The 12,791-nt window shown below is 60.4% G+C and carries 14 protein-coding genes; 10 read left to right on the top strand and 4 right to left on the bottom strand.

Annotation, left to right across the window (positions count from 1 at the left end):
• Positions 1–27 precede the first annotated feature (27 nt).
• Complete coding sequence (locus tag AC1XDK_RS15925; protein ID WP_483350914.1) at positions 28–1,284, top strand: macrolide family glycosyltransferase; 1,257 nt, start codon at positions 28–30, stop codon at positions 1,282–1,284.
• 240 nt (positions 1,285–1,524) lie between these two features.
• Positions 1,525–2,742 carry an outer membrane protein assembly factor BamB family protein gene (locus AC1XDK_RS15920; RefSeq protein ID WP_483350913.1) on the top strand — a complete coding sequence of 406 codons (1,218 nt, stop codon included), beginning with the start codon at positions 1,525–1,527 and terminating at the stop codon, positions 2,740–2,742.
• Positions 2,743–2,748: 6 nt separating this feature from the next.
• On the opposite strand, the gene AC1XDK_RS15915 is transcribed toward AC1XDK_RS15920, so the two are convergent.
• Entirely contained in the window at positions 2,749–2,967 is a 219-nt protein-coding gene (locus AC1XDK_RS15915) for a hypothetical protein (protein ID WP_483350911.1), read from the bottom strand.
• 403 nt (positions 2,968–3,370) lie between these two features.
• Here AC1XDK_RS15915 and AC1XDK_RS15910 point away from each other — a divergent pair, with 403 nt between their 5' ends.
• Positions 3,371–4,162, top strand: a complete 792-nt coding sequence (locus AC1XDK_RS15910; protein ID WP_483350910.1) for an SDR family NAD(P)-dependent oxidoreductase — start codon at positions 3,371–3,373, stop codon at positions 4,160–4,162.
• Between the two features lie 102 nt (positions 4,163–4,264).
• Here AC1XDK_RS15910 and AC1XDK_RS15905 read toward each other — a convergent pair whose 3' ends face one another.
• Positions 4,265–4,516 (bottom strand): DUF8075 family protein, encoded by a 252-nt coding sequence (locus AC1XDK_RS15905; RefSeq protein ID WP_483350908.1) that lies wholly within the window; start codon positions 4,514–4,516, stop codon positions 4,265–4,267.
• A gap of 176 nt (positions 4,517–4,692) precedes the next feature.
• Between AC1XDK_RS15905 and AC1XDK_RS15900 the strand changes: the two genes are divergently transcribed.
• Positions 4,693–5,295, top strand: coding sequence for a sulfite oxidase-like oxidoreductase (locus tag AC1XDK_RS15900; protein WP_483350907.1), 603 nt, complete (start codon positions 4,693–4,695; stop codon positions 5,293–5,295).
• Between the two features lie 169 nt (positions 5,296–5,464).
• Entirely contained in the window at positions 5,465–6,406 is a 942-nt protein-coding gene (locus AC1XDK_RS15895) for a ring-cleaving dioxygenase (protein ID WP_483350906.1), read from the top strand.
• A 49-nt stretch (positions 6,407–6,455) separates the two neighbouring features.
• Here AC1XDK_RS15895 and AC1XDK_RS15890 read toward each other — a convergent pair whose 3' ends face one another.
• The gene (locus AC1XDK_RS15890) at positions 6,456–7,178 is read right to left on the bottom strand and encodes a helix-turn-helix domain-containing protein (RefSeq protein WP_483350905.1); all 723 of its coding nucleotides are present in this window, start codon (positions 7,176–7,178) and stop codon (positions 6,456–6,458) included.
• Between the two features lie 167 nt (positions 7,179–7,345).
• Here AC1XDK_RS15890 and AC1XDK_RS15885 point away from each other — a divergent pair, with 167 nt between their 5' ends.
• Together AC1XDK_RS15885 and spt4 are read left to right on the top strand one after the other, a co-directional pair.
• Positions 7,346–8,407: a transcription initiation factor IIB gene (locus AC1XDK_RS15885; RefSeq protein ID WP_483350904.1), complete on the top strand. Its 1,062-nt coding sequence runs from the start codon at positions 7,346–7,348 to the stop codon at positions 8,405–8,407.
• A complete protein-coding gene (gene spt4 / locus AC1XDK_RS15880; RefSeq protein ID WP_483350903.1) occupies positions 8,407–8,601 on the top strand; it encodes a transcription elongation factor subunit Spt4 in 195 nt (64 codons plus the stop codon). Before AC1XDK_RS15885 ends, spt4 begins: the two co-directional genes overlap by 1 nt.
• A gap of 79 nt (positions 8,602–8,680) precedes the next feature.
• Here spt4 and AC1XDK_RS15875 read toward each other — a convergent pair whose 3' ends face one another.
• Positions 8,681–8,998 (bottom strand): thiamine-binding protein, encoded by a 318-nt coding sequence (locus AC1XDK_RS15875; RefSeq protein WP_483350902.1) that lies wholly within the window; start codon positions 8,996–8,998, stop codon positions 8,681–8,683.
• Between the two features lie 158 nt (positions 8,999–9,156).
• On the opposite strand from AC1XDK_RS15875, the gene AC1XDK_RS15870 reads away from it, so the two are divergent.
• The 3 genes from AC1XDK_RS15870 (at position 9,157) to pfkB (ending at position 12,674) form a co-directional block, all read left to right on the top strand.
• Positions 9,157–10,761, top strand: a complete 1,605-nt coding sequence (locus tag AC1XDK_RS15870) for a Na+/H+ antiporter NhaC family protein (RefSeq protein WP_483350900.1) — start codon at positions 9,157–9,159, stop codon at positions 10,759–10,761.
• Between the two features lie 440 nt (positions 10,762–11,201).
• Positions 11,202–11,432, top strand: a complete 231-nt coding sequence (locus AC1XDK_RS15865) for a DUF8156 family protein (RefSeq protein WP_483351062.1) — start codon at positions 11,202–11,204, stop codon at positions 11,430–11,432.
• A gap of 333 nt (positions 11,433–11,765) precedes the next feature.
• Positions 11,766–12,674 (top strand): 1-phosphofructokinase, encoded by a 909-nt coding sequence (gene pfkB, locus AC1XDK_RS15860; RefSeq protein ID WP_483350899.1) that lies wholly within the window; start codon positions 11,766–11,768, stop codon positions 12,672–12,674.
• Positions 12,675–12,791 lie beyond the last annotated feature (117 nt).

The following is a 12,791-nucleotide window of genomic DNA, read 5'->3' as shown; positions in this document are numbered from 1 at the left end:
ACTGGTCGGGAGCTCAACCCTATCTAAATGCATCGAATCGAAAGGGACTCGCATCAAACTATCGACGAAGCGAGTACCACGTCACATCACGTTGCACTCTTTTCGCTCCCGGCGTACGGTCACGTCAATCCCACGCTCAGAACGGCGCGCGAGCTCAACGAGCGGGGTCACGAAGTCACGTACTACTTGCCGGAGCGGTTCGCGGCGGTCGTCGAACCGACCGGTGCGACGTTCGAACGTCTCGACGATGGCTACGATTTGATGGGTCGTATCGACGCCAAGAAGCCCAGTACGGATTCGGCCGATAACGGCGCTGACGAGCGCCGAGAGCGCCTCGTTCAGTTCATGAGCGAGAGCCTCGACGACGTCCCGTCGCTCGTGGACCGCGTCGCTGCTGACGGCGCCGACTGCGTCGTCACGGACCCGATGTGTCTGTGGGGTCGTGCCGTGGCCGACGAACTCGGCGTGCCGACCGTGTCGTTCAACACGTCGTTCGCCATGCGGAAGGGGTCGCCGCTGATAGAACACATCCGTTCGTCGGACGGCGGGGACACCCCGCTTCCGAGCGCGATAACGGACGTACTCACTTCCATCGACATCGACGACCCGGACCCGAGCGACTTCTTCGTCGCGGACGCCGACCGGTCCATCGTCCCGCTCACCCGGGAGTTCCAACCCGACGCCGAGTCCTTCGGTGACGACCACGCCTTCGTCGGTCCGATGGTTCGCGCAGGAGACGAGCAACGAGACGCCGGGCTGCCGCTCGACCGACTCGCAGAGCGGACCTCGGTGTATATTTCGCTCGGAACGGTCGTCCACGGGGACGACGACTTTTTCGAGACATGCATCGAAGCCTTCGACGACGGCAACTGGGAAGTCGTGTTGAAGGCGAAGGGCGATGCTGAACGCCTCGACGCCGCGAGTCCGGAGAACGTGCACGTCCGCTCGCGCGTTCCGCAGCTCGACGTGCTCGAACGGGTCGACGCGTTCGTCACTCACGGCGGGATGAACTCGACGATGGAATCGCTCTCGCTCGGGACGCCGCCGGTCGTCGTCCCGCAGATGGCCGACCAGTATCTCGTCGCCGAACAGGTCGAAACGTCGGGAGTCGGTATCGCTCTCGGTCGTGACGACCCGACCGCCGCAAAACTCCGCGACGCAGTCGAAACGGTCTCCGCTGCGGCGTACTACGGCGCAATCGAGGAGTTCAACGCGTCCGCTGGTGCCGCGGGAGGTGCCGAGCGAGCGGCCGACACCGTCGAACGGGCGATGGGTAGCGAATGAGACGTCGATAGAACGCGCTCGCACGACCTATTCGGCGAACAGCTCCGATGGTTAGACAGAATTTTGACAACAGAGGGGGAGAAAATCAACGGGGAACAACCCCGCCTGATAGACCCATATTGTAAATTGATTAATGTATGGTGAAGTCGTTTGTGCGAGTGGATGCCAACGCAGAAGTTTCGAGGTTCGGTTTTTATCATACTTCTAGTACTTCTCGCGCCCGTCGTGGCGAGCGGCGTGATGCACGAGGACTTGACCGTCTCGAAGGAGGGGAGTCAACAGGCCGACGATATCCCCGCCGAGAACGTCACGTTCGTCTCCGCGCAGGGGAAGGAGTTCCCCACGGGACAGGCGAGATTGGTCGCGTTCGACACGGCGACGAACGAGCCCATCTGGATGCACAGCGAGTACGACCGCTATATGGACGTCGACCCGCTCGGGCCGAATCGCGTCCTGTTCGTCGCGCGGGATGGGAGCATGGAGAAGTCCGCATTTTCGTTCGACGTGACGTTTTACGCCATCGAGATGAACTGGCGAACAGGGGAGGTGCTGCGGAAGTTCGAAATTCCGCCCGGAACACACGACATCGACTACCTCGGCGGTGACCGGTACGCTATCGCCGACCTGAGCAGGGACAACCGCGTTTTCGTGTACGACCGCTCCGAAGACAGGGTCGTCTGGGAGTATCGGTTCCGCGAACACTTTCCCAAGAGCGCGGGTGGCGGACCCGGTGGCTACACCCACCTGAACGACATCGACGCGGTGGATAACGGCTCCGCGTTCCTCGTCAGTCCCCGGAACTTCGACCGCGTCATGCTCATCGACCGGGAGTCAAAGCGCGTTCGCTGGACGCTGGGGGAGGAGGACAACTACGACATCCTCAACGAACAGCACAACCCGGTCCTCCTCTCGCAGGACCCCGTCACCGTCCTCGTCGCGGACAGCGAGAACGACCGCGTCGTCGAGTACGAGCGAACGAAGAACGGGTGGAAACGGACGTGGAGCTACGGGAAGGGGTTGGACTGGCCGCGGGACGCGGACCGCCTCCCGAACGGAAACACGCTCATCGTCGACAGCAACAACAACAGGGCGCTCGAAGTGACGCCGGACGGTGAGGTCGTCTGGGACGTCGATATCTCGTTCGAACCGTACGACGTCGAACGGCCGGTGTACGGTGACGAACCGGCGGGACCCACGATGAGCGAACTCGAAGCGAGAAGCGACGTCGGAACGACCGGAGTCAAGGGAGAAAGCGATAGCCTCGTCGACAGACTCGGTGCGCGGTACACGTACGTCTACACGACCGCTCAGTGGGTTTTTCCGACGTGGATCGGCCCGCTCGAATTCAACCTCCTCGTCCTCGCGGCGCTTCTCGTCGGGGTGTGGGGGACGGTGGAACTGTTCCACTGGAGGAACTGGACACTTCGGAGTCACACGGGTCCCCGAGACGACCGCTGACGGCGATTATATCTTCGAGTGATGGTCGCCACTCGCGACCGAGAGGTGCAAACTCAATTTTCGGACAGTTACGTTCACGTCTTGGTCGTCCCCGAGACACATCATGGCGGGGTCACTGGGCGCACGCTTCTCGTCGACGACGCGACCGTACTCCTCTCGGTTCCCACCGAGGACGACCGCTCGGCCCGTTCGAGGAAGTCGAGCACGGGCCGCGAACACGAGCATCGGTCACATCCTCACGCGGTTCATAGGCGACTATCCGGCGGACACACAAGAACGAAAGTGAGTCTCTCGACGGTCGGTCCCGCTAGGTTACAGGATTGAGAAGGCGGAATACAGTATACATACCCACGAAATGGTCGCAAAGACGATTCCGATGAGGAGTCCCATCCACGTCTCTTTCGTCCCACCGATATATCTCCCACTTTCCCACTGCAGTTCGTGCGGGACATCATCACAAACGTCCATGTAGAATACGTATCCCTCCTTCCCCATATTTATTCTGGTAGATTCGGTTTTGACGAAACGGGAGTGATGACTATCGACAGGAAACGCAACCGGATTCCGGGCCGTCTATCGCTGAACGGACTAGTGGGTTCATCTCCATTTCGAACGTAGTAGGAGCGTTATGCAGCCCACCGAGGATGCGCGGGTCGTGGTCGTTACCGGCGCGAACGAGGGAATCGGGTATCACGTGCTCGCCACGCTCGTCGAGAACGGCTATCGCGTCGCCGGACTCGACGTCAACGGGGAGGCCATCGAATCGCTCCAAGAGGCCCATCCCGCGCGTGTTCGGTATTACGAGTGCGACGTGACGATGGATGAAGGGGTCGAGACGGCACTATCGGCGGTCATCGAAGAATGGGACCGGATCGATATCTTGGTCAACAACGCCGCGATCCTCGGCTTCGGGTTTTTCGAGGACCAGACCCTCGCGGACACGAAACGGGTGTTCGAGGTCAACTACTTCGGATACGTTCGGACGATACGCGCCGTTTTGCCCCACATGAAGGCCCGTAATCGGGGAATCATCCACAACGTGAGTTCCGGCGTCAGTCGGGTCGGCAATCCGGGGCTCTCGGGATACGCGTCCACGAAGGGAGCCATCGAATCGCTCACGCGCTCCCTACGGCACGAACTACGCCACGAGAACGTGTCGTGTACGATAATGCATCCCCGACTGGCGGAAACGCGGTCGGCGACGAGACTGGGGTATCCGGCATCGCAGATGAGCGACCCCGCGTACGTTGGACGCAAACTCGCCGAGCAGATAGAATCGACCCGTCCCGTCATCTACACCGATTGGATTACGCGGATGGGACTCTTTTTCGCCCAACGATTTCCCGTCCTCGTCAGGAGAGGCACCGAACGGTTCCTCGAGGAGCACGAGACGACCGGGGGCGCGGAGGGTCGTTTGTAACGCCGAGACGAACGGGCAATGGCTGACGTGCTAGGTGCGGGGTATCCGAAACCGCCGAACACGATGGAGCGGCCTTCACCGGTTCGGATACGACGGTGGAAGCTATTTTCCGTCGCTACGCTGCTTCCCGTGGTCCGCACAGAGGATGTCGCCAGTCTCCGTATCGAAGAAGAACGGGTCGCCCGGCATGATGCGTTTCCCGTCCTCTCCACAGCCGTCTTCGTGGTTGAGGAAGTATTTTCCCTCCTCTCGACCGCTCTCCAAGCGGCCCGCTTTCACCGCGAATCGCACGAGACCCTCGCCGATCTGTGTCCGTTCCGTCGAATCCGCGGTCTCGAATCGAAGCAGTGGCATGCGTTCTCCCTCTACGACCCGCGCACAGGACGAATAAATCCGGCACATCGTTCATCCCGAAACGGAAATCGAACGGTGTGTAACGCCGGTTTCGGACTCCCGATGGACGGTTCAAGTGTCCGCTATCCGTGACGAGCGCCGTCAACGCTATCCATATCCCCGTAGAGCGGCGTCCTATGGACGTCATTGACACGACCTCGATTCACGAGGAGTTCGACGGCGAGCGACTTCCGCCGGGGCAGCGACGCACCGAACAGTTCCCCGTCCTCTCGAAGAGCGGCGTTCCGGAGTGGGATATGGAAACGTGGGAGTTCACCGTCACGGGCGCGATCGATACCGACCTCTCCCTTTCGTGGTCGGAGTTCACCGACGGACCGCGCGAAACGCAGCGTCAGGATTTCCACTGCGTGACGGGATGGAGTCGATTCGACAACGAGTTCACCGGCGTCCCGTTTCCCGCGCTGGCGGACCGTGCAGGCGTTCGCGATGACGCGGTTCACGTCCTGTTTCGCTCGTTGGACGGCTATTCGACGGACCTACCGCTGGACGAGTGTCTGCGCGAGGAAGTGCTGTTCACGTTCGAACTGGACGGCCAACCGCTCCCGTCCGAACACGGCGGTCCGTTGCGCGTCGTCACGCCACACAAGTACGCGTACAAAGGTGCGAAGTGGGTCACGGGCGTCGAATTTCTGACCGAATCGAAACGCGGGTACTGGGAGCAACGGGGCTATTCGACGGTCGCGAACCCGTGGAAAGAGGAGCGCTACAGTTCCTGGTGATGGCATCGACGCGTCGCAACGGCATCCCATTGGTAAGAGGTAACACGATAGGCGTTGTATATCCGAGCGGGGACCGGTCGGCTAGTCGTCCGAGGCGGTCACGATACCGAGGCGTCCATCGAGACTCGGTAGCGCATCGTTCACCGAACTAACGAAGAGTCGAAGACGCATGAGTCAGGAAAAACACATCCCGGGAATCCATCACGTAACGGCAATCGCGACCGACCCGCGGCGGAACTTCCGCTTTTACACCGACGTCCTCGGGTTGCGGTTCGTGAAGCGGACCGTCAACTTCGACGACAAGTACACCTATCACCTCTACTACGGCGACGAAGTCGGTCATCCGGGCACGATACTGACATTCTTTCCGTGGCCCGATGCCGCGCCGGGGCGGCGAGGAGTCGGGACGGCGGACGCGACCGCGTTCCTCGTCCCTCCCGATTCGTTCGACTTTTGGACCGAGCGACTGGCGGCCAACGACGTCGAGTACTCGGGTCCGACGGGGCGATTCGACGAACGGGTGGTCGAGTTCTCCGACCCCGACGGTCTCCGATTGGAACTCGTTGAGCACCGGGAGGCCACCGACGTCGACCCGTGGCGAGACGGTCCCGTTCCGACGGAGTACGCTATCCGTGGATTCTACGGCGTGACGCTCGCCGTGGAGGGATACGAGCGGACGGCCTCGTTGCTCGAAGACACGATGGGGTACGAGTACATCGGCGACGAAAACGGGCAACGGTTCCGATACCGAGCGACCGGTTCGAATCCCGGGACGGTGCTCGATTTACGATGCGTGCCGGACCTGCAACCGGGACGCGTCGGAGCGGGAACGGTGCATCACGTCGCGTTTCGAACGGCCGACGACGACCAGCAGTTGGAGTGGCGGGAGGACCTCGTCGCACGCGGACTCAACGTGACGCCGGTCATCGACCGCCAGTATTTCCGGTCGATTTACTACCGAATTCCCGCCGGAATCCTGTTCGAAATCGCCACCGACCCGCCCGGATTCACGAAGGACGAACCGGTCGAAGAACTCGGAACGAACCTGAAGTTACCGCCGTGGTTCGAGTCGGAGCGGGAGGCTATCGAGGCGAGGCTTCCGCCGCTGTGACGCCGACTCGTGTTGCTCGAAGACCTGCTCCCGAGAAGCGGCGATTCGTTCAGAACGACAGGACGTCCGAGAACCGCGTTGCGAGCCAGCTTTCGGCGCGCTGAAGCCGATACTGGAGCGTCGAGCGTGGAACGCCGATATCGGCCGCGACCTCGGCGACCGACGTTTTACGGGGCAGTTCGTAGTAACCGCGTTCGGCCGCGGCGATGAGCGCCTCTCGCTGGGCGGATGGGAGGTCCGCGACGGTTACCGTCGTGTCGCGCCACCGCGTCGTCGTTCCGACCTGGTCGAGTTCGATTCGAACCCCTGACCGAAGGTTCCGCTGAATCCGGTCGTAAAGCGCCCCGACCGCAGCGTCCTCGCGCATGAGGATACGCCACCTGTACTCGTTCTCCCGACGAGTCGTCTGAAACAGCAACCCGTCGCCGAACAGTTGGACGGCGTAGTACGGAATCGAGTGGCACCCCTCCATCTCCGTACGATACGCGTATATCGTCCGCGTGCCGGTATCCGTCTCCAAAATCTCGTAGTCACGGCGGGAACCGCAACCCGTTCCGCCGACGCACTCGTTGCAGTGGTCCGTATCGAGATACACCGATTCGAGCGCCGACAGCGCCTCGTTCGACCCCGTGATTCGGTCCACCCGCCACATGCTCCGCTTCGTGACGCAACAGGACAGCGATTTCGCCAGCATCGACGGGTGGTCGATGAACCGGTCCGTGAGCGGGTCGATACCCCGGTCGTATTTGATCGTGAAGACGAACTCGCGCATGGCGTACCTTGGCGTATGATGAAGAAGTGGATTTCGGCGAGGGAACACGAATCGCGCTAGCAGCACGTATAGACCGCGAATCCACTCGGAATGCTCCCGGAAGCCGTCGTTCGAGCGACCGTATTCGGTTCATGCCAACCGAATACTCATCCGCGTTGGCCACCTATATGAGAGTGCAGCGAACGGTAGCCCGGGCCATCCACCCGACTACCGACGACGCTTTCCAGGATACCGAAGCAATCAGACAGTACGCAGCGGAATCGCACACGAACACAGATATCGAACGCGAGGAGCAATCGAGAACGGCGGCCGAAGAGCAGTACGTCTGTCCGGAGTGCGGTGGGACACTCACGCAGGACTCCGAACACGGCGAAACAGTCTGTCGGGAATGCGGTCTGGTCGTCGACGAAAACGAAATCGACCACGGCCCGGATTGGCGAGCCTTCGATAGCCAAGAGCGCGACGAGAAGTCTCGCGTCGGCGCGCCGACGACCGAACTGCTGCACGACAGGGGATTGTCGAGCAAAATCGGATGGCAGAACCGTGACGTCCACGGGAGAACCCTGTCGACTCGCCAGCGCCAGAAGATGCAACGGCTCCGAACGTGGGACGAACGCTTCCGAACGCGGAACCACAAGGAGCGGAACCTCAAGCAGGCGCTCGGCGAAATCGAGCGAATGGGGTCGGCGCTCGGGGTGCCGAAGAGCGTTCGCGAGACCGCGAGCGTCATCTATCGTCGGGCGCTCGACGAGGACCTCCTTCCGGGACGGTCGATAGAGGGAATCGCGACCGCCGCCGTCTACGCCGCGCTGCGACAAGCCGCGATACCGCGTTCTATCGGCGAGGTCGTGAACGTGAGTCGCGTCGACGAGATGGAGTTCAAACGGGCCTACCGATACATCGGGAAGGAACTCGGCCTCGAAATCCAGCCGCCGGACCCCGAAGACTACGTCGCCAAATACGCGTCGGAACTCGAGGTCAGCGACGAACTCGAAGCGCGTGCACACGACCTTCTCCGAAAGGCGAAGGCGGAAGGAGTCCACAACGGGAAAAGCCCCGTCGGACTCGCCGGAGCGGCGCTCTACGCTGCCGGAATCGTCACGACCGAAAAGTTGACCCAAGACGAGGTTTCGGAAGCGACGGGAGTCAGTAACGTGACCATCCGAAATCGGTATCAGGAACTCCTCGAAGTCGCCGACCAAACCGAAGAGCCCGCCACGGCAGACTGATGACGAAATTACTCGCGTGTCAGAACTGTAGCGCCCTCGTCGACGAATCCGCTCGGCGCTGCCCGATGTGTAACGCCACCTATTTCACCGACGATTGGGCGGGATACGTACGAATCGCGCATCCGAACCGGAGCGAACTCGGCGGCCGTCTCGGTATCGCCGAACCGGGGCGGTACGCGCTCAAGGTTCGGTGAAAGACCGAGTTCCCCTCGCCGAGTGTCCCGGAATTCGAGGGATAGCTCGGCGGTCGAAACGCTATCAGTTCCGAACCGCTCAACGGTCGCTTCGGGCCGGGCGTCGAAGGTGCCGTTCGACGCGTTCTACCTTTTCGTCCACGTCGAGCGTTTCCTCCCGGAAGTGGTCTACTTTCAACGTCGTCAGCGTCCGTGACGCATCGACGGCCTCCGTGGCCGCCCGAGCGGCGGCGAACACTTCCGAGAGTTCGTCGGCCTGAATCGTCGTCTCCATCGGATGCGTCTCGTACCGAACGTCGAAGTCGTCCAGCGCGTCGATGGCCTTCGCGATTTCCGCGTCGAAATCCACGGTCGCGTCGTCGAGCGGCGCGACGGTTAGCATCGCCGTGACAGTCATGTATCGACGTTCGTATCTCCGGATGATATAACTAAGTGATCGGCGGCTCGTTTCGGAAGTGAGTCCCGAAACACCCTCTGTTTCCGATCAAAATACGAAAATTTATTAATTAATTCTGGTAAGAACTACTATTACGGTGTGTTGTGTATGTGCATGGCATGGCCCCTCACTTCGGGATACTATCGCTGGTACCGCCGCTGTTAGCCATCGTACTCGCCGTTATCACGCGACGAGCGATGTTGTCGCTATTCATCGGCGTCTGGACGGGTGGCATCATCTACGGTGGGAGCATCGGCATCGCACAGACGTTTGATTGGATAGTTTCCTCCATCGGTGAGAGTACGTTCAACGCGAAAATCCTCGTCTTCACGCTCCTGTTAGGGGCTGGAATCGCGCTCATCTGGCGGTTGGGTGGCGCGTTGGCCATCACGCGCTTTGCCACCCGGCGAATCGACTCGCATCGAAAGGTCGGCATCGCGGGGTGGTTGCTCGGCCTCCTCTGGAACTTCGACGACTACGCCAACAACGCCATCGTCGGCAGTTCGCTGAAGAACATCGCCGACGAGAAACGGATGTCCCGCGAGAAGTTGGCGTACATCCTCGACTCCACGGCCGCGCCGATGGCGACCATCGGCATCTCCAGTTGGGTCGCGTTCGAAATCGGGTTGATAGCGGACCAGTACAAGAAACTCGGAATCGCCGAACAGACACCCAGCGCGACGGCGACGTTTCTCCAAAGCGTTCCGTACAACATGTACTCGATACTGGCGCTGGCGATGGTCGGTATCATCGTCATCAGCGGGCGGGATTTCGGCGAGATGCTCGACGCCGAAAACCGCGCACAGCGAACCGGGAACGTCATCCGTGACGGTGCGAACCCGCTCCAAAACATCAAGGAGGACTTGGGCGAACCGGCGGACGACAACGCGCCCCTACGGACGTTCGTCCTTCCCGTCTTCGCGCTCGTCTCCGTGGTCATCGGCGGTGCGGTGATGATGGGCTACGCGCCCGGCCGGACGACGATAGAGATGGTGAACAACACCAACATCGCGACGGCGCTCGTCTGGGGGTCGTTCTCCATGGTCGCGACGGCCATCGCGCTGGCGGTCGGGGAAGGTGTCATGACGCTCGACGAGACGATGGACACCATCCTCGACGGGTTCGGCACGATGCTCCCGGCGGTCAGCATCCTCGTGCTGGCGTGGTCGATCGGTTCGGTCGCGGACGCGCTCGGCACCGGTGACTTCGTCACACAGTACGTGTCGGGCGTCGTTTCACCGACGGTACTCCCCGTCGTCATCTTTCTCACGTCCGCCGTCATCTCGCTCTCCATCGGCACGTCGTGGGGGACGATGTCGATAATGACACCCATCGTCATTCCGTTAGCGTGGGAAGTCGGGGGCAGTTCGCCGCAGTTCGTCGCCGTCGTGGTCGGTTCGATGTTCAGCGGCGCTATCTTCGGGGACAACTGCTCTCCCATCTCCGACACGACCGTACTCGCTTCGACGTTCGCCGGGTCGGACCACATCGACCACGTCCGCACGCAGATGTACTACGCGTTCACCGTCCTCATCGCCACGGCGTTCCTGTATCTGTTGTACGGGTTCACGAGCCTCAGTCCGCTCGTTTTACTCCCCATCGGTCTCGTGACGCTGATAGTGCTAGTGTACGTGTTCTCGAACGTAGACGCTCGGCGAAAGAACCTCTCGGCGAAACCGGCGTCGGACGGGACACCGAGCCAAAACCTGATGAGCGACGACTGACCCCACGGAATCGGTTTCGCACACGACCAACCCGTACACCCACGCCGTCCGTTCATTTCTCGTAGTCCGACGAACCCCATATCGTCACAAAGACTTTTTCCGAGAGTTCACCTGTGGAGTACTCGAATTGGAAAGTACGAACGGTCTCGAATGAGAAGAACCCGCTCACACCGCTCGCCCAAGAAGCGCTCGACGCGCTCGTGAGGGCTCTCCCGGACGAGAACTCACGTATGAACGCGCGTACTCGATTCTCTATGCAGAAGAAGATCTCGAGCGGCCCGCTGCCGAGGATATCGTCGAACGGCTTTACATGAAGGGACATCTCTACGAGATAGGGGGCGGCTCCGGCTCACCGACCCCGAGTCCGAACGTCGGCGCTCGAACGGAGGTGAGCGCCCGTGGAGCGAACTGATTCGACGTATCGTGACCTCCTTCGAGCGATGGAGAGCCGTTGGGAGGAGTATCGACGGGGACTCCGTAGTGCCGACCAGCAGGTGTTCGACCGGCTCTTCGAGTTCGCCCGAGTACACGCGGATGCGGGCGGGTTGCAGACGCCTCGGTTCGTGGAGATTCCCGCGCTCGTCTCGATACTCATCGAACGGCAAAAGCAGATCGACGACCTCGAAGACCGTCTCGATCACCTCGAGGTCTATTTGAACGATAGAGGATAAGACGGAGGTGTGCGCGGTCGGCTATGTCGATGGCATCGCGCTCACGTGGTCGGTGTGGTCCCGTTCATCGACTCATGTTGTGTATAGCGCCTATTTTTACGCACCGAATATTCTAAAATAATCATAACCGATATCATTTAGGCACTATTGTACGAATTAACGATTGGATAGTAGTAACGAATACCGGTCACCCGGAGATGAGTTCACGAAATGATTCCACCACAATACTGGTTCGACGATGAACTGCCTCGCTAGCACAGCTGTTGGCGACTCGAAAGGGTCGCGAGTAGAGGAATCGCTGCGGATGAAACACACGAATCCGTATCCAATACGATGATTCTGACGGTCACACCCAATCCCGCAGTCGACCATACGCTGCAACTCGAAGACGACCTGGTTTCGGACACCGTTGCACGAACCGATGACGTACGGCTTGATCCGGGAGGCAAGGGAATCAACGTCTCGAAGTACCTCGTCGAACTCGACGTCGAAACGGTCGCCACCGGTTATGTCGGAAGCTTCTTGGGGCAGTTTTTACAAGAGGAACTGGCGACACGCGGTGTTCGGAACGATTTCGTCGAGATACCCGGGTCGACGCGGTTGAACACGACGATTCTCACTCCGCAATCCGAGTACAAAATCAATCAGAACGGTCCCACCATTCGCGAGAGCGACGCGAATCGTGTCATCGACAAGTTACGACACTACTCCCCCGAGACGGTCGTGATTGCGGGAAGCCTCCCCGCCGGTGTTAGTGTCGAAACTATCGACCGAATCGCGGAGGAAGGTTCGTGGGAAACCGTCGTCGACGTCGGTGGCGACGTGCTCCGAGATTTGAACGCGACGTATGCTCTCTGTAAGCCCAACCGTCAGGAGTTGGAGGCCGCAACCGGGCGGGATGTCGATACCCTCGACGGTGCAGTCGCCGCAGTTCGGAGACTCAAAGAGGAGGGATTCGAGCGTGTGGTTGCATCTCTCGGTAAAAACGGAGCGATCATGGCAACGCCCGATGCCGTCCTTCACACCCCCGCACTTGACGTCGACGTCGTCGATACGGTCGGCGCGGGAGACGCACTGCTTTCCGGCGTGCTCGCCGAACGTCAACGAGGTGGGTCCGACGAAGCCGCACTCCGTACTGGCGTCGCTGTCGCGTCGAGTGCGATCAGTATTTCCGGGACGAGCGTTCCACCGCTTAGTAACACGGTTGCAAACGCAGAAGAAATGCCGGTAACGGCGTATTAACGGGATATGACGAGAAACGATGACTCCGAAGACGGCGACCTTTCCACCGGACAGTGAACAGATTCGAGAATGTTTCTATTGGAATGATATGGAATAATCGTATTCGGAGATATTATT

Source organism: Haladaptatus sp. HS23, assembly GCF_056892285.1.
Note: the sequence above shows the minus strand (reverse complement) of the source record. Positions and strands in the feature narration are given on the sequence as shown.

Bases quoted from the DNA above. Each gene is read 5' to 3' on its own strand.
- AC1XDK_RS15925 (WP_483350914.1), top strand. From the start codon at position 28: ATGCATCGAATCGAAAGGGACTCGCATCAAACTATCGACGAAGCGAGT.
- AC1XDK_RS15920 (WP_483350913.1), top strand. From the start codon at position 1,525: ATGCACGAGGACTTGACCGTCTCGAAGGAGGGGAGTCAACAGGCCGAC.
- AC1XDK_RS15915 (WP_483350911.1), bottom strand. From the start codon at position 2,967: ATGCTCGTGTTCGCGGCCCGTGCTCGACTTCCTCGAACGGGCCGAGCG.
- AC1XDK_RS15910 (WP_483350910.1), top strand. From the start codon at position 3,371: ATGCAGCCCACCGAGGATGCGCGGGTCGTGGTCGTTACCGGCGCGAAC.
- AC1XDK_RS15905 (WP_483350908.1), bottom strand. From the start codon at position 4,516: ATGCCACTGCTTCGATTCGAGACCGCGGATTCGACGGAACGGACACAG.
- AC1XDK_RS15900 (WP_483350907.1), top strand. From the start codon at position 4,693: ATGGACGTCATTGACACGACCTCGATTCACGAGGAGTTCGACGGCGAG.
- AC1XDK_RS15895 (WP_483350906.1), top strand. From the start codon at position 5,465: ATGAGTCAGGAAAAACACATCCCGGGAATCCATCACGTAACGGCAATC.
- AC1XDK_RS15890 (WP_483350905.1), bottom strand. From the start codon at position 7,178: ATGCGCGAGTTCGTCTTCACGATCAAATACGACCGGGGTATCGACCCG.
- AC1XDK_RS15885 (WP_483350904.1), top strand. From the start codon at position 7,346: ATGAGAGTGCAGCGAACGGTAGCCCGGGCCATCCACCCGACTACCGAC.
- spt4 (WP_483350903.1), top strand. From the start codon at position 8,407: ATGACGAAATTACTCGCGTGTCAGAACTGTAGCGCCCTCGTCGACGAA.
- AC1XDK_RS15875 (WP_483350902.1), bottom strand. From the start codon at position 8,998: ATGACTGTCACGGCGATGCTAACCGTCGCGCCGCTCGACGACGCGACC.
- AC1XDK_RS15870 (WP_483350900.1), top strand. From the start codon at position 9,157: ATGGCCCCTCACTTCGGGATACTATCGCTGGTACCGCCGCTGTTAGCC.
- AC1XDK_RS15865 (WP_483351062.1), top strand. From the start codon at position 11,202: ATGGAGAGCCGTTGGGAGGAGTATCGACGGGGACTCCGTAGTGCCGAC.
- pfkB (WP_483350899.1), top strand. From the start codon at position 11,766: ATGATTCTGACGGTCACACCCAATCCCGCAGTCGACCATACGCTGCAA.